The organism is Sporosarcina sp. P7, assembly GCF_002743425.1.
Taxonomy (GTDB): Bacteria; Bacillota; Bacilli; order Bacillales_A; family Planococcaceae; genus Sporosarcina.
In genome coordinates, this window is record NZ_PDZF01000008.1 from 36977 (window position 1) to 59674 (window position 22698).

The window sequence follows — 22698 nt, forward strand, 5'->3', positions numbered from 1 at the left end:
AAAACGAATAATATTGATGACTACTATCAATTTTATTGATATCATATGAATAAGAGAATGTTACTAGGAGGGTATCTATGGAATTTAAAGACTTGGAGATATTTCAGATGGTCGCAGAAAAAGGAACAATCACAGCGGCTGCTAAAGAATTACGTTATGTACAGTCAAATATTACGTCCCGAATACAAAAACTCGAAGCAGAATTAAAGACCCCATTATTTAACCGACACAACCGAGGAATGATCTTGACGCCTGAGGGGAAACGACTTCTCATTTATAGCGAGAAAATATTATCACTGACCAATGAAATGAGAAAAGTCGTGCAAAATGACAAAGAGCCCTCAGGAAAGCTTGAGCTGGGATCGGTAGAAACTGTCATAAAATTACCAATTATTTTATCGAGATATAATAAAATGTATAACCAAGTCGATATTTCACTATTGACAGGTGTAACAGAAGGATTGCAGTATAAAGTTCTAAACCATCAACTTGACGGAGCTTTTATTTCGGAAGGAACGACGCATCCCGACCTAGCTGTACACGATGTTCTTGAAGAAGAACTCGTGTTACTTTCGAGTAAACCGTTTCAATCCATAGAAGATATTAAAGATGAGCCGATACTTTGTTTTGGAAAGGGTTGTGGTTATCGGGCGCGTCTAGAGTTGTGGCTTGAAGATGAGCGGTTTAAGCCAACGAAAATGATGGAGTTCGGAACACTGGAGACGATTCTCGGAAGTGTGGCAGCAGGATTAGGTGTAACATTCGTGCCGAAATCAACTGTTTCTCATCTTCTAGATCAAGGCTCAGTCTATTGTTATCATCTGCCACCAAAATACAGCCAAATTAAAACAGTTTTTGTACGACGTGCTGATTCCTATTTGACACCGACTATTGCTAAGTTTATAAAAGTTATTGATGAATTCAGAGAAAAGTCAGATGAGCAATTTCAAAAGTCGACACAAATTTGACCTGCATAGCGTGTTACGTATGGTAGGATATAGGGTAGTTATGAATATAGAATTAGGGGTGTCACTAGATGGACTATACGAATCAAAAAACACCGCACGCAAATTTTAAAAAACGGAATTACCGTCCGGCAATTATTATTATCTCGGTCATTCTTATCGGTGCGATTGGCATCTTAGCAGGTATGCCAGGTGTAGAGAATTTCACAGCATTCGATATTACGATTTTACCTTTATTGAATGCCATATTTAACAGTTTCACTTTTATGTTTCTCGTATGTGCATTAGTTGCGATCTTGAAGAAAAATGTCAAACTGCATGAACGCTTTATCTATGCAGCATTTGGCACAACCGCTTTATTTTTAGTAACGTATGTCGCATATCATTTTTTATCGGAGTCTACACCATTTGGCGGCAGTGGTTTCTTGGCTGGGTTCTATTACTTCATCCTGTTTTCACACATCGTGTTAGCTGCTGCAATCGTTCCGTTAGCACTAACAAGTGTAGCAAGAGCATGGAATATGGAGATCCCACGTCACCGCAAAATTGCACGTTGGACGATGCCTATTTGGTTATATGTTAGTTTCACCGGGGTACTTGTGTATATCTTGATTTCACCTTATTATTAAGTAACCAGATAAATAGCGTAGGGCATCAGTCAAAAGTGGATGAATGACTGATGCTCTTTTTTACAATAGGATAATCTGAATAATCAAATTAAGTGAAGGGACGTGCTGTAATGAAAACTCCAAATTTTATGTCAGATGAATCATTTGATGAAGTGTTTAAACAAGAATCTGATCTTATCAATGAGCAATTAAATAAAGAAATTCTACTAGCAATGGTGGGCGACGTTAATGCAGGAAAGTCATCTACACTAAATCGTCTAATGCAAAAAGATGTTGCGGAAGTGGGTGCGCAACCCGGTGAAACGAAGGAAGTTAAAAAGTTTTATTACACGGACAATATACTATTTGTTGATACACCCGGTCTTGATGATATCTATCAAGAACATTCAAATGAGACGCTGAAATTTTATAATCAAGCAGATGTGATTTTATTCTTCTTGAATGCAGCAGGTACTGTATTGTCAGATACGGAACTAAAGTCATTAAATAAGATTGCTACACTCAACAAGAAAATCATTCTCGTGCTCAATAAAATAGATGCAGCTGATGATATTCCGAGTTTAGTGAACTATGTTTTGGAGCATACTGGGTTTGCTTATCCGGTTATTCCAATCTCTTCGAAGACAGGAGAGCAAATGGAGTTCCTACAAAAAGAGATCCTTCAGCAATTAAAAGATGCAAATAAAGATCTATTACTCGCGGCAAACATGGCGGATAAGTCATCGATTGCCAAACGATGGATTCTCGCAGCCGGTGCATCAGCGGCTACGATTGGAGCAGTACCCATTCCAGGAGCTGACTTTATCCCATTGACGACATTGCAAGTGGGCCTCATGTTGAAGCTGTCGACATTGTATGGAAAACCGATTACGAAAGACCATGCGAAAGAGTTGATCATTGCAACGATTGTAGGAAATATCGGGAAAACAGCATTCCGACAAATTGTTAAAGTGATTCCCGGCGCAGGAATGGTCGTTGCTGCGAGTGTTGCAGGTTCTATGACAGTTGCGCTAGGATATGCAGTGAAATACATGTATGAAAATAATATGGAACTCACACCAGACACATTGAAAAAAGTATATGAACTATTTTTGAAAAAACAAAAGTAAAAAGGGGCGGGATGTATGGAGTGGTTTAACTACGCAACATTTGTGGTCGCTTTACTAGCTGGTTTGTATTCGATGGAAAGTATGAAAAGAAATAAGGAATTGGAAGATCGGGTAGAAGAGTTAGAGAAGAAAAATACAGCTGAGCTGGACAAGCATCGGTTATAGGAAGAGGATTATATGAAAAATGAATGTCCGATTTGCCTGGGGAATAATTTATGTGGTACTTCAACCGAGAGTAATGAGCACTGCTGGTGTACAAAGAAGATTTTCCCGGAAGAAGTGTTTCGGCAAATACCAGAAGAACATCTTTATAAACAGTGTATATGTGAAATGTGTTTGATCCGTATTACTAAAATAGAACAGGCAAGCAAAAGGTCTATGAACCTCTAGCTTGCCTGTTTTTTATTCGGCTTCAAACGAACGTGTGGAAAGCTCCTTCTCGTAAATGAACAATGCGTTCTTATCTTCACGGATACGTTTCAGATACTCGATATGTCTATCGAAGGTTGCTTCTTCTTCGACTTGCTCGTCTAGGAACCAATTCAGGAAAGAAATCGTTGCGTGCTCTTTTTCTTCCCAGGCTATATCCATGATTTGATAGAATGATTTTGTTACTTCTTTTTCTTGTATTAATGCCACTTCAAACGTGTGTACCAAGTTATCAAAAGAAGTAGCTGGTGCAGGTGTTTCTGTAATAATCGCTCGGATCCCACGATCATTTAAATAAGAATAGATTTTCATTGCGTGATGTCGCTCTTCTTCTACTTGTTGTAGAAAGAAGTGAGCAAATCCGCTGTAATTTCGATATTCACAGTAAGATGCCATGGATAAGTAAGTTTGTGCTGCGGCGAATTCATTATTCATTTGTTCATTCAAAGCTTGTGCTAATTTTTCGCTAATCATGTGGATCGCCCCTTTTCTGATGGTAACGTAACTAGCGTAATGTATGACATGTCCGCTGTTTACAGTATACCTTTAAACGACATAATTGCATGCCAGATATTAAATTGGATACTTATAATGATCAACTGATATACTTATAAGAGAAACTAGATGAGTACTTATACATAATGAGAAGGAAGGTCATCACTTGAAACAGTATACGATACCTGCATTGGATGTATCTGCAGGAGCGGAAGCGAAGGCGTATGTAGACACATTGACGAAGCCTATCGGAAGTTTAGGAAAGCTTGAAGAAATCGTGGTCACATTAGCCGAGATACAAGGTCGAAAACTACCTAGCATAAACCAACTAGGTGTACTGGTATTTGCAGCAGATCATGGAATTGTGGAAGAGGGGATTTCGGCATTTCCTCAACTGGTTACACGTCAAATGGTACAAAATATGGTAGTAGGTGGTGCGGCAATCAATGTATTCAGCAGACAGCAGCAAGCAGAATTTTCATTGGTTGATGTGGGTGTAATAGGAGATGTATTTCCGGAACCCGTGAAAGACCGGAAGATTCGACAAGGGTCGGAGAACTTTCTACATACCGAGGCAATGACTCAAGAAGAAGTAGAAAAAGCACTGGAGATTGGTTATGAAGAAGCGATTGCACTATTTGAAAAAGGTGTGGATTTCCTAGTAGTAGGGGAAGTTGGAATCGGTAATACTACGACAAGCAGTGCTGTAGTGGCGGCTATTACAGGGCTAGATCCGGCAGAGTTGGTTGGTTACGGAACCGGAATATCATCTGATCAACATCTTCATAAAATTAAAGTAGTACGGGACGCACTAGCTCTTCATCAGCCTAATCCTTCAGATGGCTTTGACGTGCTACGTAAGGTGGGTGGTCTAGAATTGGCCGCGATGGTAGGCGCAATGCTTGCGGCAGCTTCTAAACGCATCCCGATTATCTTAGATGGCTTTATCTCGACTGCGGCAGCTTGCGTAGCGGAGAGCATAAGCAAAGGCGCAGCTGGATATATGTTGCTTGGTCATCAATCGATGGAACCAGGGCATCAAAAGGCGTATCAATACTTAGAAAAAGAACCTATTTTGTCCTTGTCCATGCGATTAGGGGAAGGTACAGGCGCAGCAGTTGCATGTAGTATCATTCAATCGGCTGTTTTGATGGTCAATGAAATGGCTACATTTGAAAGTGCCGGTGTTTCGGGGAAAAGTTAATAAAAGGGAAGAGTGAGCAACTATGCTCATTCTTCCCTTTTTTATTCGCTTACTCCAACTGTTTCAACGGATGGACCGAGTGTTTCCTCGCCTTCCTCTTCATCATCAGCGGGGTTGCTAATGATGCTGGAAAGTACATGAACTCGTAAAATTATCCCTTCAATTCGGTTCGTTTCATCTACGACAACAAGTGGATATTTAGAAACTAGTACACGCGGAATAATATCTTGAACATATTCCTCCGGATTTGCTGTCAAGACATCGGTTGTCATAACTTCCTCTAACGTTTTCTTCTTTTTCACGCCTTCGATCGCGCCATCTATTGTTACCAATCCAAGCAACTGTCGTTCTCGATTCGTAATGAAGACACTGGAAATACCGTGCTCCTCCATATTCTTAATCGCCACATGCAAGCCATCTTTGCCGTTCATGACACTTAATGGTTTAGACATGATATTCATTGCTTGTAACACTTTTGAGCGATCAATTTCACGGGTGAAGTCAATGATATAATCGTTTGCGGGTGTTTCCAATAACTCTTCCGGTGTACCAATTTGCTCTACGTGACCATCTTTCATAACTGCCACACGATCACCGATACGGAATGCTTCGTTGACATCATGCGTGATAAAGATAATCGTTTTTTGAAGACGTGTCTGGATATCTAGAAGTTCCATTTGCATCTCTCTTCGTATGAGTGGGTCAAGAGCACTGAACGGCTCATCCATCAACAGAATATCCGGATCATTCGTCAAGGCGCGGGCAATACCCACACGTTGACGCATCCCACCTGATAATTCATCAGGATATTGATTTTCATACCCTTTCAGGCCAACCGTATTGATATGCTTTTGTGCGATATCGCGACGCTCGCTTTTCGATAAACCGCGAATTTCCAGACCGTATTCAATGTTCTCAATAACCGTTCTATGACTAAATAAACCAAAGTGCTGGAAGACCATTGCGATTTTCTTCTGACGGAAAAATTTTAACTGCTCTTTATTATAATTGACAATATTCTCACCATCTACATAAATCGCACCTGAAGTAGGTTTGTTCAATAAATTGAAGCAACGGATAAGTGTTGATTTACCACTGCCGGATAGCCCCATAATTACGAAGGTTTCACCTTCCATGATTTCCATGTTGGCGTTATAGACACCTACTGTATGTCCAGTCTTTTCGAGGATATCGCGCTTAGAAGCTCCTTTTTCAATCATTGGAATAACTTTTTTAGGGCGAGGACCAAAGATCTTGGTGACATTTTCTACTTTAATTTTAACGGTCATGCTGATCTCCTCCCTGTACTTTGTAGGCGGTCTGCTACTCCATTGGTTAAACGGTCAATAATAATCGCTAAGAACACGATACTGATACCTGCTTCAAATCCTAATGATATATTGATTTGATTGATCGAGAATAGTACACGTTCACCTAATCCGTGAGCACCAACCATTGAACCAACAACAGCCATTGATAAAGCCATCATCGTAGTTTGGTTGATACCTGCCATCATAGTAGGCAATGCTTGAGGTAATTGTACTTTCACTAACATTTGGTTTCGAGAAGATCCGAATGATTCCGCTGACTCAATCACTTCAGAATCAACGTTTCGGATGCCGAGTTCTGTTAGACGAATAACTGGTGGTAATGCGTAAATGATGGTCGCAATAATTGCGGGAACATTCCCAAGAGGGAAGAAGAATATTACAGGTATTAAGTAGACAAATGTAGGCATTGTCTGCATAGCATCTAATAGAGGACGAATGATGACGGAAAATGTTTTGCTAAAAGCCATCAAGATGCCGACTGGAATGCCGATCGCCAGGGATAGTACAACAGATATGACAATAATAGCGACTGTTGTCATCGTATCTTCCCATAAATTGAAGGAACCAATCAAAAAGATAAAGGCGGCAAACATTATGCCGTTCAAAATGGAATTTAAATACCAACCAAGCAGGAATACCACAATCATGATAGCCCACCAAGGTGTAGCGAGTAGTGCTGTTTCAATAGTTCGGATTGTAGTGGAGGCAATCGTGAAGATAAAATCAAATAGCCAGCCAAAATTCATTGCAAGAAAATCGATAAACTTTTCGACATAATCTCCTATAGGTATTCTGACGTTAGGGAATTCATTCATAGGCAGTAAGCTAGGACGTACTAGCTTGTCCCTCTCTTTCTCTATGTTTAGTAATAATACAAAAGAAAAGGGGTGGAGCGGAAAGCGCCCACCCCGGCAAATCCAAAAATGTATTACAGTGCTGCTTTAACTTTCTCAGCAATATCTTCGGGTACCCATGAAGTCCAAAGATCTTCATGTTCTTTCATAAACCATTTTGCGGTATCTTCTGGACTCGCTTCATTTTCACCCATATACTCTAACGCTTCTTCTGTTAGTGCACTGCTAGTTTCGTAATGGCTCAAGAACTCTACTACTTCAGGAGCTTGTGTTTTCAAATCTTTATGCACACTGACGTAGACATCATTAGGAGGAAATTCACCAGACTTATCTTTATCCCAAGCCTCTTGATCAAAAGGCTCGTCCTCTAATAGTGTTAAGTCATATGTTGCAGTCACCCAAGTAGGAGACCAGTAATAACCAACCCATGGCTCACCTTTTTTATATGCACTAGCTAAGTCAGCTACGATGGATGAGTCAGAGCCAGGTGCTAAGTACGTATACTTTTCATCTAAACCATACGTAGTTAATTTTTCATCCAAGTGTTTACTGACCAACCAGCTAGATGGTGCACCGATGATTCGTCCCTTATCCTTGTTTTCGGGATCTCGGAATAATTCAGGATACTTTTCTAAGTCTTTTATTGTTTTCAAATCAGGAGCTACCGCTTCGATGTTACGCTCTGGATCGCCTTTAATTACGTATGTAGGAACATACAGGCCTTGAGAGTTATCGTCGAAGTTTGTTGAAACTGTTTCGATGTCTCCGCTGTCGACTGCCTTTGTATACGCCTCACCCAAGTTATCAGACCAAACTTCTGTATAAACTTGTAGATCACCTTGTTGTAACGCTTGCAGTGTTGCAGGAGAAGTACCGTTTATGACTTCCGTATCATAGCCATAGCCTTCTTCTAAAATAATCTGTGCAATGCTGTTGTGGATTCGAATACTATCCCATCCTGCATCTGCCAGTTTAATCGTACTTATTGAATCCTTACTATCACTGTTACCGCACGCTGTTAAAAGTACTACTGTTAGAGTGGATAAAAACAACATAAACTTTCTCAAAAAATCAAATCCTTTCTCTTTATAATTTTTTCATTACGGAATGCTGTTTTTTGCTTGAATCTCTTAAAAGCAACTAAGAGAAAAAATACGTAGGTAGTTGAAGAAATCAAGGAAAAATCATCATTTTTTCGCGATACTATTACACGAGTTTACAGGATAATCAAATTAATATCAATTTAATTATTTAGATAACTGGCAACTTTATGCGGTTTTAAATAGACTATTAGAGGTTTTTGTTATGAAAAAAGTAAATGCTGTTAGATTGGTCGTGGTGAGTAAACTTAGGTGATAACCTATAAGGGGTATAGGCTCATGCTTTGTCGAATAGTAGGAGAAATTGATACTATATGGTATGCTGATTACATATAACAAAAGTGTTTTATCGTACGCGAGGTTTATTTATGCACTTCGGACAAATCTTTGTAACAGTTTCTAAGGAATTGTCATGATTTTTTGATTTTACTTTTAAGAAAATGATATAGTTATATATACGAATGGAAAGATATTTAAATGTAACGTAAAAGGAGAACGGACCCATATGACGAAAGAAGCCCATGTTGTTTCGAGTACTACTCAAAGCCGCTCAGCGTCTACCTTCTTCTCGGATATTAAATCATTAGTTAAAGGACCTGTACTCATCGCGAATATATTTCCGGTATTTACGGGGTTTTGGTTGGCACTATATTTTTCTGGCATGACACTCACGGGCAACTGGAGTGTGTTCCTGCTAACCATGATAGGTAGCACCTTGCTTGTCGCAGGTGCGCTTGTAATGAATAACTGGTTTGATTCTGATATTGATACGGTTATGGAAAGAACAAAAAATCGTCCGACTGTGACAGGCCATTTTGCTTTGAAAACTGTATTAAATATTGGTTTGATATTATCGGGAATTGGAATGTTATTATTATTATTCACTACAGTAGAAGCGGCGATTTATGCATTTATCGGATGGTTTACGTATGTAATACCCTATACCATGTGGTCTAAACGTAAATACACATTGAATACAGTGATTGGCAGTGTGTCGGGAGCGGTTACCCCCCTCATAGGATGGGCGGCTATTATGCCAGCAGATCATATCGTACCGATAGTTTTGGTCGTTATACTATTTATTTGGCAAATGCCTCATACATTTGCGATTGCTATGAAGAAATATAAAGATTATAGTGCGGCTAACGTAGCGATGTTGCCTGTCGTTTATGGATTTAACATCACAAAACGTCAGATGCTAGTATATGTATTATGTTTATTGCCGTTACCGTTTTTATTAACGATGTTTGGCACTACATTCATTATAATCGCGACATTGATGAACCTTGGATATATTGCGGCTAGTATATACGGATTCTATGCAAAAGATGATTATAAATGGGCTAACTTGATGTTCTTGTACTCAGTCAATTACATGACGCTATTATTCGGCATGATGATTCTTTGGACTTTTTAATCAATACGAAAAAGACTTCCCTTCACGCGATGTGATAGAGAAGTCTTTTTTGTGCTAGAATTATTGAGGAGTTTGACAATTTAGGAATAAACAGTTCGTAATATACAGTGAAAGATGGATTTTAGGAGGCGTATGAATGAAGGAGCAAGTACAATTATTGAAGCAGAAACTAGATGAAGTGTTTGCGCATTTGCACAGTCATCCGGAAGTCAGTTGGAAGGAAACAAAAACCACAACTTACTTAAAAGAGTTTCTTCAGCGTGAAGGATTTAATGTAAAGTTATTCGACGGTATAACAGGTTTATCCGTTACGATCGGTGAAGGTAAGCCGGTAGTCGGGTTACGTGTAGATATAGATGCATTGTGGCAAGAAGTGGATGGTGTGTACCAAGCGAATCATTCATGCGGACATGATGGGCATATGACAATGGGAATTGGCGCATTGCTTATGGCGAAAGAACGCGGAATTCCCGAGGAAGGAACATTAAAAGTATTCTTCCAGCCTGCGGAAGAGAAGGGGAAAGGTGCGCTAGCTGTTCTGGAGCAGGGATTGATCGATGATATCGATTACTTATACGGCGTTCATGTAAGGGCAGCGGATGAAATGGCTGACGGTTACTCCTCGGCCTCATTACGTCACGGTGCGGCGAAAATGATTAGTGGAACGATAAAGGGAACAGAAGCACATGGTGCAAGACCGCATCAAGGAAAGAATGCCATTGAGGTCGGGGCTACTTTGGTAGCAGGTTTACAGTCCATTCATTGTAATCCAATGGTTTCACATACAGCGAAGATGACGATGTTCCAAGCGGGAGGAGAATCTGCCAATATCATTCCCGGCAATGCTAAATTCAGTTTGGATTTACGGGCCCAGGAAAATGTGGTGATGGATGAATTATATGAACAGGTGGAACGTGTGATTCAAGCAGTAGAAAGACAATACGATGTAGAAATTAACTATGAAGTTATGGCAGAAATGGTCGCAGCGGAAGTAAATGTTGAAGCAGAAGATCTAATGTATCAAGCGATTGCTAAAGTGATCGGTAAAGAGAAGACTACACGTACTGTTGTCACACCAGGCGGGGAAGATTTTCATTTCTATTCCGTAAAACGACCAACTGTCAAAAGTACAATGCTCGGATTGGGATGCGGCTTAACGCCAGGGCTTCACCATCCACAAATGACATTTAATCAAGACGCGTTGGCAACAGGAGTCGAAATTTTAACTACTGCTATCGAATTAACATTCCAAACTAAAAAATAGAAGGTGACAGTATGAGGAAAGATATAGAAGTCAGAAAAGTGACGACTATCGAAGACATTCATTCCATGCAAAAGCTTGAGAAGGGAATTTGGGGAATGGAACCAATCCCTGTCCATCAGACCATTACGGCAGTCAAAAATGGTGGGTTGATTGTTGGAGCGTTTCTAGAGGAGCGTATGGTCGGCTATTCCTATAGTTTCGCAGGCTATTCAGATGACCAAATATACCTATGCTCTCATATGCTTGCGGTAGATGAAGAGTTTCAAACGAGAGGCATTGGCATGTTGCTAAAAGAAGAACAACAACGTCTTGCCCGAGAAATGGGCTATCGATTAATAGTTTGGACATTTGACCCTCTTGAAAGTCGCAACGCCTATTTAAATACTTCAAAGTTATACGGTGTCTGTTACGACTATATAGTGGATTGTTATGGAAAGATGAACGATGGGTTAAACAAAGGGTTACCGACTGATCGTTTTCAAGTCGCATGGTGGATTGATAGTCCGCGTGTAGTGGAGAAATGGCAACCTAATTTGCTATATAGCCGGCCCTTTACAATTCGCTTGAGTGATGATCTATACCCAGCTATACTATTGCCGGAAACGAATGAATGGATACAGGCGGAAGCGATAGAAGTGCCTGTACCCAAATATATTCAATTGATCAAGCAACACAACTCGCAATTGGCTTATGAATGGCGAATGAATACGAGGAAAATATTTCAGCAACTGAGTGAGGCAGGATTCGCTTTAATCGATGTGTGCAGAACAGAAGAGTCTGTACAGTACTATCGATTCTGCAAGCGATCCATCATTCCGTTGCAAAATTAAAGGAGCTTATTCAATGAAAATCGACTCAATTACACTTCGTAGAATGAATATGACGATGAAACATCCGTTTACTACAAGCTTTGGAACGATTCAGCAAAAAGACTTTCTTTTGGCAACTGTCACAGACGAGGACGGTCATGAGGGATGGGGGGAATCTGTTGCTTTTACTGCGCCTTGGTATAGTGAAGAAACGACAGAGACGACAATTCACATGCTTCGTGATTTCCTGATTCCCGCAGTACTTGGCAAATCTATTACACACCCCGATGAGGTAAGTGACTTATTTGGACATATCCGCAAAAATAATATGGCGAAAGCGACGCTTGAAGGAGCGATATGGGATGTATATGCAAAGCATCACCATATGACGCTTGCTGAAGCACTTGGAGGGAAACGGCAACGAATTGAAGTGGGTATTAGTATTGGAATCGAAGAAAATATTGAAGACTTATTGGCGAATATTAAAGGTTTTATAGATGAAGGATATAAGCGCATCAAAGTGAAAATCAAACCTGGTTATGACGTGGAAGTGATTCGCGTCATTCGAGAAGCCTACCCTCATGTACCGTTAATGGCGGATGCTAACTCATCTTATACGTTAGACGATATAGAGTTGTTGAAAGAACTAGACCAGTTTAATTTGATGATGATTGAGCAACCGCTTGCTTCCGATGATATTATCGATCATGCTAAATTGCAAAAACACATTCAGACACCGATCTGTCTAGATGAAAGCGTTCATTCGTTGGAAGATACGCGTAAAGCTATCGAACTTGGTAGTTGTAAAATAATTAACGTAAAAATTGGTAGAGTAGGTGGTCTGACAGAGGCGAAGAAAATTCATGACTATTGTGCAGCGAAAGGCATCGATGTCTGGTGTGGCGGCATGCTAGAATCGGGTATAGGCCGAGCGCATAACGTAGCGTTGACAACTTTACCTAATTTCACGCTCCCGGGCGATACAGCCGGGTCTTCACGCTACTGGGAACATGACATCATTACACCAGAAGTTGTGGCGCATGAAGGTTATATTACAGTCCCGTCAGAAGATGGAATTGGGTACATTCCCAATATGGAAGCATTGGACCGATTTACAGTGGACAAATGGGTGTTTTCGTCAGAATAAATATTCAACTATTGTTATTTAGTCATCATATGTGCTAGACTTTTAGTTAATCGAATATGTTTCCTTCGGGGCAGGGTGTAATTCCCTACCGACGGTGATGAGCTAGCAAGCTCTTAGTCCGTGACCCGGATGCTTTAAATAAGCGGAAGGTGGATTTGGTGAAACTCCAAAGCCGACAGTTAAAGTCTGGATGAGAGAAGGAACAGTGCGTATATACTACATGTAATGATTTTTTCATTACTGTTTATAACGTTTATTTAGTCATGGTTACAAGCCCCGCATAATCTTTTGCGGGGCTTTTTGTATGTAGAAATGTCACTAGAGGAATACCGTAAGCTGGAGTGTTGCTCAATGAATCAGAATTATATGGAAATGGCTTTGCAACTCGCAGAAAATGTGGCAGGTCAAACCTCTCCCAATCCACCAGTAGGTGCGGTCGTAGTAAAGGCAAACCGAATCATTGGAATGGGCGCACATTTACAAGCGGGAGAGCGCCATGCGGAACGAGTCGCACTTGATATGGCGGGAGCGAGTGCAAGGGATGCTGATTTGTATGTAACGCTTGAACCTTGTTCTCACACTGGTAAAACTTCACCCTGTGCTGATGCCATCATTCAAGCGGGTATCAAGCATGTCTATGTTGCGACAACAGATCCCAATCCACTTGTAGCGGGTAAAGGTATTGCGAAACTTCGTGGAGCAGGAGTGGAAGTAACCGAATCTGTTTCAGTTGAACGCGCTAAAAAACTTTATCAACCATTTTTTCATTTTATTAAAACCAAAACACCTCATGTGACAATGAAAACAGCTATGACGATAGACGGTAAAATTGCGACTTCCAAAGGAGATAGCAAGTGGGTGACTAGTGAGCAAGCACGACTCGATGTCCATCAGCTTCGCCATACACAGGATGCAATTTTAGTAGGTGTACAAACACTTCTTCACGATAATCCTCTTCTCACCACCAGACTGCCCCTAGGTGGACGACATCCTATTCGAGTTATTTTAGATACATCATTACGAACACCGGAATCTAGTCAAGTCATTCAAAATGTAGAAGCGCCGACGTGGATTTTTTGCGGGAAATACGCGGAATTAACACGTGAAAAGTTACTTGAGAAACCGCATGTCCAGATCATCCGAATGCAAAAAGCCCAGTTGATTGTAGAAGATATTCTACTAGAACTAGGAAGACGTGGTGTTATGACATTGCTTGTTGAAGGTGGAGCAGCTATTAATGCTTCATTTGTGAAAGCGCGCGCAGTGCAGAAAGTCATTTGCTATGTAGCACCCAAATTGCTTGGAGGGATTGGATCTTTGACACCAATTGGCGGACTGGATCCACGATTGATGAATGAAGCGTTTCCCTTAACCTTTGAAAGTGTAGAGATGATTGGTCCAGACATTAAAATCATAGCCGTACCGAAAGAGAGTGATTGAATCATGTTTACAGGAATAATTGAAGAGATTGGTTCAGTTAAGCAAATACAACCAGGCGCTCAATCTATGACGGTTACGATAGCTGCATCCCTTGTTTTGACAGATGTGAGAGTAGGGGATAGCATCGCAGTCAATGGTGTCTGTTTGACGGTAAAGAGTTTTACAAAAGATCAATTTGCTGCGGACGTCATGCCTGAAACCATTTCCTCTACTTCACTACGACAATTGGCGACGGGAAGTCCTGTGAATTTGGAGCGGGCACTCGCGGCAAATGGTAGGTTTGGCGGACATTTTGTCACAGGGCACGTAGACGGAATAGCTACAATTCGTGACAAGCGAACAGTTGATAATGCATTATATATACGCTTGTCATTACCTCAAGGATATGACTCCTATCTGTTGCATAAAGGCTCTATCGCATTGGATGGTACTTCATTGACGATCTTCGAAGTGAAAGATACGGATATTACGATTTCGTTGATTCCACATTCACAGGAAATGACAGTCATCGCGAAAAAGCATGTAGGAGATATTGTCAACTTCGAATGCGATATGCTCGCTAAGTATGTTGAGAATATGTTGCGAAAAAGACCAGATACAGGTCAAACGATGTCAAAAGACTTTTTACAACAACATGGATTTATGTGAAGGAGTGAATGAAGATGTTCCATACAATCGAAGAAGCATTAGAAGATTTACAACAAGGTAAAGTTGTCATCGTAGTCGATGATGAAGACCGAGAGAATGAAGGCGATTTTGTGGCACTAGCCGACCAAATTACGCCTGAAATCATCAACTTCATGGCAACGAAAGGTCGAGGCTTGATTTGTGTGCCAATAACAGAACAAAAAGCCGCCCAACTAGGATTACAGATGATGACCGATAATAATACGGATTCACATGGCACCGCGTTTACGATTAGTGTCGATCATCGCTCTACACATACTGGGATCAGTGCATTTGAACGTGCTGATACAATCGTTAAAATGATGGACCCAAGTGCTACTGCGGGTGAATTCAAACGTCCTGGACATATATTTCCACTTGTAGCGAAGTCAGGAGGTGTACTAGAACGTACGGGACATACTGAAGCTGCGGTCGATTTAGCGCGACTGGCAGGCAGTGCTTCGGCAGGCGTAATTTGTGAAATCATGAGTGAAGACGGAACGATGGCGCGTGTGCCGGAATTACGTCAGATGGCTGAAGAACTAGATCTGAAACTCATCACCATTCAAGACCTGATTCATTATCGTCTACAACGAGAGAAATTAGTCATACGTGAAGCAGAGATTAAGCTACCGACAGATTATGGCGAGTTCCGCATGATTGGCTATACTGAAACGATGACAGGAAAAGAACATGTTGCACTGGTAAAAGGTGACGTTACAACGGAAGAGCCGGTCTTAGTAAGAGTTCATTCGGAATGCTTGACAGGCGACGTCTTTGGATCGTGCCGTTGTGACTGTGGTCCGCAATTGCAAGCTGCTCTCTCTCAAATTGAAGAAGAAGGGCGCGGTGTATTGTTGTATATGCGTCAAGAGGGCAGGGGAATAGGCCTAATCAATAAACTGAAAGCCTATGAACTGCAAGAACAAGGTTATGACACCGTAGAAGCAAATGAAAAACTCGGATTTGCAGCTGATTTACGTGATTATGGTATCGGTGCACAAATTCTCCGGAATCTTGGTATTACGCAAATGCGTTTGCTGACGAATAATCCAAAGAAAATTGCTGGCTTAAAGGGCTATGAATTGGAAGTGGTTGAACGCGTTGCGATTCAGCTACCATTCAATGAAGCGAACGAAAAGTACCTACACACAAAGGCAGAAAAACTTGGACATTTATTAACTTTATGAGGAGAGATGAAACATGGGTAATTTATTTGAAGGGCATTTAGTAGGCACGGGGTTAAAGGTAGGTATCGTCGTTGGACGATTCAACGAATTTATCACAGGGAAGTTACTGTCAGGTGCACAAGATGCGTTCAAACGTCACGGTGTAGATGAAGCCGATGTAGATATAGCGTGGGTACCAGGTGCATTCGAAATTTCGTTAATTGCAAAGAAAATGGCAGATTCAAAAAAATATGATGCAGTCATTACATTAGGCACGGTCATCCGTGGAGCAACTCCTCATTTTGACTTTGTTTGTAATGAAGTGGCAAAAGGTGTTTCACAAGCTAGCATGCAATCAGGTATCCCAGTAATATTTGGTGTACTAACTACGGATACGATTGAGCAATCGATCGAGCGTGCAGGGACTAAAGCAGGGAACAAAGGCTGGGACGCAGCAGTGTCTGCTATTGAGATGGCGAACCTAACGAAGCAGTTCGACTAATTAGTAATGGAGTTAAAAGAGGATGTCCCCGAAGTTACTTTACTTCATGGGACGTCCTCTTTTGTAATGTGTAATTCAAATTCAGGTGCAATGAAAGTGCATGCTCGTAACACTTTGTTTGTTCTTGCAAAGGATGCATAAAAGGGGAGACTTCGTGTGGCTATGTTCCCTCTGAAATGTAAATCCTCCTTCTACCACCATGCAAACTACTCAATTCTACACTCTATGAATAAAAAAACTGTCTTAGAAACCGAATTGATTTCTAAGACAGTCCTACATTCATTATTTTACCGCTACTATGCCTAACTTTTCGCGTGCCTGTACAGTTGCAACCACCATATTTTTCAACGCTGCAACTGTTTCTTCACGCTTTCTCGTCTTCAAACCACAATCAGGATTAATCCAGAATTGAGAAGGCTCGAGCACTTCAAGACCTTTGTTAATAATCTCTGTCATCTCTTCTACTGCAGGAACGCGTGGGCTATGAATGTCATAGACACCTAGACCGATTCCTTTGTCATAATGATATTCATTGAAAGCCTCGACTAAGTCGCCGTGACTACGTGACGTTTCAATGGAGATTACGTCTGCATCCAGCGCGCTAATCGCTTCAATAAAGTCATTGAAATCACAATAGCACATATGCGTATGAATCTGCGTTGTATCTTCGACTGATGCAGTAGATACGCGGAATGCATTAACGGCCCAGTCCAGATAGTGTTTCCATTCAGTTCTTTTCAATGGAAGACCTTCACGAAGTGCCGGCTCGTCCACTTGGATCATATGAATACCGGCTGCTTCAAGCGCTTCGATCTCCTTACGCAAAGCCAATGCAATTTGGTTTGTCACTTCTTCTCTAGACAAGTCATCACGGACGAATGACCAGTTTAAAATGGTTACAGGGCCCGTGAGCATTCCTTTTACTTCATGATCTGTAAGAGATTTTGCATAAACAGATTCTTCCACAGTCATTGGTTTAATAAACGCAACGTCTCCAAAGATAATTGGCGGCTTAACACAACGTGAGCCGTAGGATTGTACCCATGCTTTTTCAGTAAAGACAAATCCGTCAAGCTTTTCCCCGAAATACTCCACCATGTCTGTACGTTCGAATTCGCCATGTACCAATACATCAAGTCCCAAGTCTTCTTGAATATCGATCCATTCTTTAATTTCAGCTTGAACGAAATCTTTATATTGCTGATTTGTAATTTCGCCTTTTCTCCATTTATTGCGTGTAGCCCGTACTTCCGGTGTTTGTGGGAAGCTACCGATGGTGGTAGTCGGAAGTAGTGGTAATTGGAATTTTTCCTGTTGGTTCACTTTGCGTTTTGCAAATGGAAGATTCCGCTTACTGTCTGATAGTAGACTTCCCGAAGTCGCTTCACGTACTTCTTTATTATTGCGAGCAGGAAGTGAATTAAATGCAGTCAATGCTGCTTCACTGTCATCCAATGCCTTAGAAACTTGTTCATATCCATGTTGTACTGCTAGTTGAATAGCTTTAATTTCTTCAATCTTCTCGTCGGCAAATGCTAACGCGTTCAAAATGGTTTTATCTAGTTTCTGTTCCGAGCGAGTCGTAACAGGTGAGTGGAGCAGGCTACATGAAGGTTGAATCCATAAATTATCAGCTGTAACATGCTGTTGAATTTTTTCAGTCAATGTAAGTTTTTCACGTAAATTGGAACGCCATACGTTGCGACCGTCTACAATTCCTGCCGCAAGTATTTTATCTTCTGGGAAACCATATTGCTTCAAGTTCTCTAGATTTCTTTCGCGTCCGTGGACGAAATCTAGTCCGATAGCGGCAACAGGTAACGCGATCGTTTCTCTATAATGTTCAACTGAATCGAAATATGTCTGTAGAAGAATATTCAGTCCGCTCAGATTTTTCGTTAGTTGTGAATAAATTTCTGTAACAGTCTTCATTTCATCTGAACTTATTGATGTACATAGAATAGGCTCGTCGATTTGGATCCATTGTACACCTTCATCTTGTAATTCTTGTAATACCTTTTGATAGAGGGGTATCAGTTGCAGGATAATGGATGGTACATCTTTATCCTCGTACCCTTTAGATAATTTTAGTAATGTATAGGGGCCTAGTAGAACAGGTTTACCTTCAATACCCAGTTCGCTCTTGGCTTCACGATAAGCAGCTAGAGGTTTGTTTTCCGTTAGTTCAAAACGCCGGCCTTCGTATTCAGGCACGATATAGTGATAGTTTGTATTGAACCATTTTGTCATTTCGGAGGCAACCGCCTCATCATTACCGCGGGCCATCGAAAAGTATGTGGAAGTGGAAACTTGTCCACCTTTCCAGTTATAGCGTGAAGGAATGATTCCGAACATGGCTGACGTATCCAGTACGCGATCATACAATGTGAAGTCGCCCACAGCAATCCAATCAACCCCAGCATCTTGCTGTTTCTTCAAGTTTGCCAAGCGAATCTCTTTCGTTGTTTGAAGAAGCTCATCTTCCGAGATCTTCTTTGACCAAAATGCTTCAAGTACACGTTTCCACTCACGATTTTCACCTATTACGGGATAGCCCGTTATACTGCTTTTTACCATAGATAATTTCCCCCTTGATTTTTTTCAATAAAAAAAACATCTCTAGGGGAAATGTTAGAAATGCGAGTACGTATAAAATAACATGCTATTTGTAAGCATGCGATTATACACTGCGTCTGTCTAACACTTCCCTATTCACCGTAGGATTAGCGTCATGAAAAATAGGCAGGTGTCTGGCTGGACGCATTAACGTCTTCACAGTGGCGGGACCGCTCCAAGAAAAGGATTCCCTTTTAAGAAATGAAAGTATTTTCATTCCACCTACTTTTCAAACTATTCAATTCAGATGATTGTCTCTAAAGCTATCACATGCAAAATAGTGTGTCAACTCGCTGTTAGAATTTAATGATAAATGCTAAAAAACAACTAACGATATGGAAGTATAATACGAAATGATAAAACAACATATTACGCCGACTGTTATATAACTGTTACGAATAGGTTGTCTCGAAGGCGTATAACTATGATGTGAAAATTTTCACAATTCAGTTGAAAGTAAACTAGACTTTAGGTATGATATGTACTAACACGTCTTCATGTGAAGAGATCATTTGTCTTTATTGTGTCGGTTTTTGATCGACGGGCTATGGGGTATTGCCGGATAATGGATAATGATGGGTGTTCATCGCTATATGTTATACAACAGTGTAGCGGAAAAATTTTAAGGGGTGGCTTTTATCCATGACAAACTATGAACAAGTAGGTAAATTGCAAGTCGCAACAGAACTATATAACTTCGTAAAAGAAGAAGTTCTTCCGGGCTTAGAAATTCAAAATGATCAATTTTGGACAAACTTCGATTCGCTCATTCATGAACTTGCTCCCGAAAACAAAGCACTATTAGAAAAACGTGATGAATTACAAAAGACCATTAGCGAATGGCATCAAAATAATAAAGGCGAAATTGATTTCGTTAAATATAAAGAGTTTTTACAAGAAATTGGCTACTTAGAGCCAGTTCCCGAAGATTTCAAAGTGACAACAGCTAATGTTGATCATGAAATCGCAAACCAAGCCGGTTCACAATTGGTAGTGCCAATCGATAATGCTCGTTATGCATTAAATGCAGCGAATGCACGATGGGGAAGTTTATACGATGCCCTATACGGATCTGATGTTATCAGTAATGAAGCGGGTGCTGAAGCTGGTGTTGAATACAATCCGATTCGTGGACAGAAAGTAATTGATTTCGCGAAAAACTTGCTAGATCAAGCGGCGCCTTTAGCTGAAGGTTCACATGCAGATGTAACTGCTTATAAAATTGTAGAAGGCAAACTTGAAGTAACGCTTGAGAGCGGTAACACGACTCAATTGCAAGATGAGTCCAAGTTCGTTGGATATAATGGTTCCAAAGATGCACCGACTGCAGTATTGTTGGTGAATAATGGATTGCATATCGAAATCGCTATTGACAAGAACAACCCAATTGGTAAAAGCGATAAGGCGGGTGTGAAAGATCTTGTAATTGAAGCAGCACTCTCTACGTTAATGGACTGTGAAGACTCTATTGCCGCAGTTGATGCTGAAGATAAAGTGGGCGTATACCGTAACTGGCTTGGTTTAATGAAGGGTGACTTGGAATCTACATTCAAACGAGGTAGTAAAACAGTTACTAGAAAATTGAATGCTGACCGTACGTATATAGGTGTAGACGGCAAAGAGTTGACACTGCGTGGTCGTTCATTAATGTTCGTACGTAACGTAGGTCATTTAATGACGAATAATGCAATTCTCGATGAAAATGGCAATGAAGTACCTGAAGGAATCTTGGACGGTGTTCTTACATCTTTAATTGCTACGCATAACTTTAAAGAAAATGTAGCGTTTAAAAACTCGCTTCATAATTCTATTTATATCGTAAAGCCGAAAATGCATAGTCCAGAAGAGGCGGCATTTGCGAACAAATTATTTAATCGTATTGAAGATCTGCTAGGTGTTGAGCGCCATACAATTAAAATCGGTGTAATGGACGAAGAGCGTAGAATGTCACTGAATCTGAAATCCGCAATCAATGAAGTGAAAGAACGTATTGCATTCATCAATACAGGATTCCTTGACCGTACAGGTGACGAAATCCATACGTCTATGGAAGCTGGTCCGGTCATTAGAAAAGCTGATATGAAGGCGTCCGAATGGCTATCTTCTTATGAAGCTGCAAACGTTGCAGTGGGAATCCGGGCGGGTCTACCTGGACATGCGCAAATTGGTAAAGGAATGTGGGCTATGCCTGACTTAATGGCTGCAATGCTTGAACAGAAAATTGCACATCCAAAAGCAGGAGCGAGCACTGCGTGGGTTCCATCTCCAACAGCTGCAATTTTACATGCATTGCACTACCATGAAGTAAATGTTAAAGAAGTACAGGCTGGAATTGACAGTTCGATCGATTATCGTGATGGTATCCTTACTGTTCCATTGGCACCTAATACGGATTGGTCTGCTGAAGAAGTACAATCGGAGCTGGATAACAATGCACAAGGGATCCTGGGCTATGTTGTTCGCTGGATTGACCAAGGTGTAGGATGTTCAACGGTTCCCGATATTAATGATGTCGGATTAATGGAAGATCGTGCAACATTGCGTATTTCCAGCCAGCACATTGCCAACTGGTTACGTCATGGTGTTTGTACGAAAGAGCAAGTACAAGAAACTTTGGAGCGTATGGCAATAGTAGTGGATCAGCAGAACGCTGATGACGAGTTATATCAGCCGATGGCACCGAACTATGATGATTCCATCGCATTCCAAGCAGCTTCTGACCTTATCTTTAAAGGGGCGGAACAGCCAAGCGGATATACAGAGCCAATTTTGCATGCTCGTCGTATTGAAGCAAAAGCGAAAGCAAAACAAAAAGCAGCAGTTCAAAACTAATAACCATTCCAAACCGTCTCTCTTTCATTGATGAAAGGGAGACGGTTTTTTACTTAATAATCAGAAATAGATATTTTTCTAATAAATCGGTTAATATGCTATGCTTACAGGAATGTTGGAAAAGGGGATGACTATATTATGTTGCAAACCGATCAAACAGTTTTTGTTTTAGTAGATGTACAAGGAAAACTCGCACAAATCGTCAATGAAAGCCAGGAACTACATGATAACTTGGAGAAGTTGATTAAAGGATTACAAGTATTGGATATTCCTATTCTATGGCTCGAACAATACCCAGATGGTCTAGGGCCGACTTCTGAATCGTTATCGAACTTGCTTGAAGGACAACATCCCATTTCAAAAATGACATTCAGTGCAATGGGCAACGAAGAATTTGTTAAACAACTCAATGAGTTGGGTAGGAAGCAAGTGTTGATTGCAGGAATTGAAACGCATATTTGCGTCTATATGACAGCGGCTGATCTTGTGAAGCAAGGTTACGAAGTAGAAGTGGTAGTGGATGCAGTTACTTCCAGAACAGAAGCTAATAAAATGATCGGCTTACAAAAGATGAAACATCTTGGAGTCTCAGGCACTTGTGTAGAAACAGCGTTATATGAGTTGTTAGGTGAGGCAGGGACTGATGAATTTAAGCAGGTTTTAAAAGTAATTAAGTAGAACATTCATCAAATAGAAAAAGCGAAATGCCTGAGATTTGGC

The 22698-nt window shown here is 40.8% G+C and carries 21 protein-coding genes and 2 riboswitches; of the genes, 16 read left to right on the plus strand and 5 right to left on the minus strand.

The window, feature by feature from the left end; all coding sequences use genetic code 11:
* Positions 1-77 precede the first annotated feature (77 nt).
* The 5 genes from CSV60_RS09305 (at position 78) to CSV60_RS09320 (ending at position 3093) form a co-directional block, all read left to right on the plus strand.
* Positions 78-968 carry a LysR family transcriptional regulator gene (locus CSV60_RS09305; protein WP_099636787.1) on the plus strand — a complete coding sequence of 297 codons (891 nt, stop codon included), beginning with the start codon at positions 78-80 and terminating at the stop codon, positions 966-968.
* A 68-nt stretch (positions 969-1036) separates the two neighbouring features.
* Positions 1037-1594 (plus strand): DUF420 domain-containing protein, encoded by a 558-nt coding sequence (locus CSV60_RS09310; protein WP_099636788.1) that lies wholly within the window; start codon positions 1037-1039, stop codon positions 1592-1594.
* 110 nt (positions 1595-1704) lie between these two features.
* A complete protein-coding gene (locus CSV60_RS09315) occupies positions 1705-2703 on the plus strand; it encodes a YcjF family protein (RefSeq protein WP_099636789.1) in 999 nt (332 codons plus the stop codon).
* A gap of 15 nt (positions 2704-2718) precedes the next feature.
* Positions 2719-2868 carry a hypothetical protein gene (locus tag CSV60_RS15840; RefSeq protein ID WP_158231548.1) on the plus strand — a complete coding sequence of 50 codons (150 nt, stop codon included), beginning with the start codon at positions 2719-2721 and terminating at the stop codon, positions 2866-2868.
* Between the two features lie 12 nt (positions 2869-2880).
* On the plus strand, positions 2881-3093 hold the full coding sequence (locus CSV60_RS09320; RefSeq protein ID WP_099631410.1) for a cysteine-rich CWC family protein: 213 nt from the start codon (positions 2881-2883) through the stop codon (positions 3091-3093).
* A 12-nt stretch (positions 3094-3105) separates the two neighbouring features.
* On the opposite strand, the gene CSV60_RS09325 is transcribed toward CSV60_RS09320, so the two are convergent.
* Positions 3106-3606, minus strand: a complete 501-nt coding sequence (locus tag CSV60_RS09325; protein ID WP_099636790.1) for a ferritin — start codon at positions 3604-3606, stop codon at positions 3106-3108.
* A 187-nt stretch (positions 3607-3793) separates the two neighbouring features.
* On the opposite strand from CSV60_RS09325, the gene cobT reads away from it, so the two are divergent.
* Positions 3794-4831 (plus strand): nicotinate-nucleotide--dimethylbenzimidazole phosphoribosyltransferase, encoded by a 1038-nt coding sequence (gene cobT, locus CSV60_RS09330; RefSeq protein WP_099636791.1) that lies wholly within the window; start codon positions 3794-3796, stop codon positions 4829-4831.
* A gap of 41 nt (positions 4832-4872) precedes the next feature.
* Here cobT and CSV60_RS09335 read toward each other — a convergent pair whose 3' ends face one another.
* From CSV60_RS09335 to CSV60_RS09345, 3 genes are all read right to left on the minus strand, one after another.
* On the minus strand, positions 4873-6120 hold the full coding sequence (locus tag CSV60_RS09335) for a quaternary amine ABC transporter ATP-binding protein (RefSeq protein WP_099636792.1): 1248 nt from the start codon (positions 6118-6120) through the stop codon (positions 4873-4875).
* Positions 6117-6977, minus strand: coding sequence for an ABC transporter permease (locus CSV60_RS09340; RefSeq protein ID WP_099636793.1), 861 nt, complete (start codon positions 6975-6977; stop codon positions 6117-6119). Before CSV60_RS09340 ends, CSV60_RS09335 begins: the two co-directional genes overlap by 4 nt.
* 113 nt (positions 6978-7090) lie before the next feature.
* The gene (locus tag CSV60_RS09345) at positions 7091-8083 is read right to left on the minus strand and encodes an ABC transporter substrate-binding protein (protein ID WP_233189591.1); all 993 of its coding nucleotides are present in this window, start codon (positions 8081-8083) and stop codon (positions 7091-7093) included.
* Between the two features lie 538 nt (positions 8084-8621).
* Between CSV60_RS09345 and cyoE the strand changes: the two genes are divergently transcribed.
* The 8 genes from cyoE (at position 8622) to ribH (ending at position 16530) form a co-directional block, all read left to right on the plus strand.
* Positions 8622-9533 carry a heme o synthase gene (gene cyoE / locus CSV60_RS09350; RefSeq protein ID WP_099636795.1) on the plus strand — a complete coding sequence of 304 codons (912 nt, stop codon included), beginning with the start codon at positions 8622-8624 and terminating at the stop codon, positions 9531-9533.
* Between the two features lie 136 nt (positions 9534-9669).
* Positions 9670-10797 (plus strand): M20 peptidase aminoacylase family protein, encoded by a 1128-nt coding sequence (locus CSV60_RS09355; RefSeq protein ID WP_099636796.1) that lies wholly within the window; start codon positions 9670-9672, stop codon positions 10795-10797.
* Between the two features lie 11 nt (positions 10798-10808).
* Positions 10809-11627: a GNAT family N-acetyltransferase gene (locus tag CSV60_RS09360; protein WP_099636797.1), complete on the plus strand. Its 819-nt coding sequence runs from the start codon at positions 10809-10811 to the stop codon at positions 11625-11627.
* A gap of 13 nt (positions 11628-11640) precedes the next feature.
* A complete protein-coding gene (gene menC / locus CSV60_RS09365; RefSeq protein ID WP_099636798.1) occupies positions 11641-12753 on the plus strand; it encodes an o-succinylbenzoate synthase in 1113 nt (370 codons plus the stop codon).
* Positions 12754-12810: 57 nt separating this feature from the next.
* Positions 12811-12959, plus strand: a riboswitch (FMN riboswitch).
* Between the two features lie 145 nt (positions 12960-13104).
* The gene (gene ribD, locus CSV60_RS09370; RefSeq protein WP_099636799.1) at positions 13105-14193 is read left to right on the plus strand and encodes a bifunctional diaminohydroxyphosphoribosylaminopyrimidine deaminase/5-amino-6-(5-phosphoribosylamino)uracil reductase RibD; all 1089 of its coding nucleotides are present in this window, start codon (positions 13105-13107) and stop codon (positions 14191-14193) included.
* 3 nt (positions 14194-14196) lie between these two features.
* Complete coding sequence (gene ribE / locus CSV60_RS09375) at positions 14197-14841, plus strand: riboflavin synthase (RefSeq protein WP_099636800.1); 645 nt, start codon at positions 14197-14199, stop codon at positions 14839-14841.
* A gap of 14 nt (positions 14842-14855) precedes the next feature.
* Positions 14856-16049 (plus strand): bifunctional 3,4-dihydroxy-2-butanone-4-phosphate synthase/GTP cyclohydrolase II, encoded by a 1194-nt coding sequence (locus CSV60_RS09380; protein WP_099636801.1) that lies wholly within the window; start codon positions 14856-14858, stop codon positions 16047-16049.
* A gap of 13 nt (positions 16050-16062) precedes the next feature.
* Positions 16063-16530, plus strand: a complete 468-nt coding sequence (gene ribH, locus CSV60_RS09385) for a 6,7-dimethyl-8-ribityllumazine synthase (protein ID WP_099631423.1) — start codon at positions 16063-16065, stop codon at positions 16528-16530.
* A gap of 282 nt (positions 16531-16812) precedes the next feature.
* Here the strand turns inward: ribH and metE are convergent, their stop codons facing one another.
* Positions 16813-19107: a 5-methyltetrahydropteroyltriglutamate--homocysteine S-methyltransferase gene (gene metE / locus CSV60_RS09390; protein WP_099636802.1), complete on the minus strand. Its 2295-nt coding sequence runs from the start codon at positions 19105-19107 to the stop codon at positions 16813-16815.
* A 147-nt stretch (positions 19108-19254) separates the two neighbouring features.
* A riboswitch (cobalamin riboswitch) is annotated at positions 19255-19387 on the minus strand.
* Positions 19388-19788: 401 nt separating this feature from the next.
* On the opposite strand from metE, the gene CSV60_RS09395 reads away from it, so the two are divergent.
* Together CSV60_RS09395 and CSV60_RS09400 are read left to right on the plus strand one after the other, a co-directional pair.
* Positions 19789-21978: a malate synthase G gene (locus CSV60_RS09395; protein WP_099636803.1), complete on the plus strand. Its 2190-nt coding sequence runs from the start codon at positions 19789-19791 to the stop codon at positions 21976-21978.
* 138 nt (positions 21979-22116) lie between these two features.
* Positions 22117-22656, plus strand: a complete 540-nt coding sequence (locus CSV60_RS09400; protein WP_099636804.1) for a hydrolase — start codon at positions 22117-22119, stop codon at positions 22654-22656.
* The last annotated feature ends 42 nt before the right edge of the window (positions 22657-22698 follow it).

Coding starts and splice junctions, on each gene's coding strand:
- CSV60_RS09305 (WP_099636787.1), top strand. CDS start 78: ATGGAATTTAAAGACTTGGAGATATTTCAGATGGTCGCAGAAAAAGGA.
- CSV60_RS09310 (WP_099636788.1), top strand. CDS start 1,037: ATGGACTATACGAATCAAAAAACACCGCACGCAAATTTTAAAAAACGG.
- CSV60_RS09315 (WP_099636789.1), top strand. CDS start 1,705: ATGAAAACTCCAAATTTTATGTCAGATGAATCATTTGATGAAGTGTTT.
- CSV60_RS15840 (WP_158231548.1), top strand. CDS start 2,719: ATGGAGTGGTTTAACTACGCAACATTTGTGGTCGCTTTACTAGCTGGT.
- CSV60_RS09320 (WP_099631410.1), top strand. CDS start 2,881: ATGAAAAATGAATGTCCGATTTGCCTGGGGAATAATTTATGTGGTACT.
- CSV60_RS09325 (WP_099636790.1), bottom strand. CDS start 3,606: ATGATTAGCGAAAAATTAGCACAAGCTTTGAATGAACAAATGAATAAT.
- CSV60_RS09335 (WP_099636792.1), bottom strand. CDS start 6,120: ATGACCGTTAAAATTAAAGTAGAAAATGTCACCAAGATCTTTGGTCCT.
- CSV60_RS09340 (WP_099636793.1), bottom strand. CDS start 6,977: ATGAATGAATTCCCTAACGTCAGAATACCTATAGGAGATTATGTCGAA.
- cyoE (WP_099636795.1), top strand. CDS start 8,622: ATGACGAAAGAAGCCCATGTTGTTTCGAGTACTACTCAAAGCCGCTCA.
- CSV60_RS09355 (WP_099636796.1), top strand. CDS start 9,670: ATGAAGGAGCAAGTACAATTATTGAAGCAGAAACTAGATGAAGTGTTT.
- CSV60_RS09360 (WP_099636797.1), top strand. CDS start 10,809: ATGAGGAAAGATATAGAAGTCAGAAAAGTGACGACTATCGAAGACATT.
- menC (WP_099636798.1), top strand. CDS start 11,641: ATGAAAATCGACTCAATTACACTTCGTAGAATGAATATGACGATGAAA.
- ribD (WP_099636799.1), top strand. CDS start 13,105: ATGAATCAGAATTATATGGAAATGGCTTTGCAACTCGCAGAAAATGTG.
- ribE (WP_099636800.1), top strand. CDS start 14,197: ATGTTTACAGGAATAATTGAAGAGATTGGTTCAGTTAAGCAAATACAA.
- CSV60_RS09380 (WP_099636801.1), top strand. CDS start 14,856: ATGTTCCATACAATCGAAGAAGCATTAGAAGATTTACAACAAGGTAAA.
- ribH (WP_099631423.1), top strand. CDS start 16,063: ATGGGTAATTTATTTGAAGGGCATTTAGTAGGCACGGGGTTAAAGGTA.
- metE (WP_099636802.1), bottom strand. CDS start 19,107: ATGGTAAAAAGCAGTATAACGGGCTATCCCGTAATAGGTGAAAATCGT.
- CSV60_RS09395 (WP_099636803.1), top strand. CDS start 19,789: ATGACAAACTATGAACAAGTAGGTAAATTGCAAGTCGCAACAGAACTA.
- CSV60_RS09400 (WP_099636804.1), top strand. CDS start 22,117: ATGTTGCAAACCGATCAAACAGTTTTTGTTTTAGTAGATGTACAAGGA.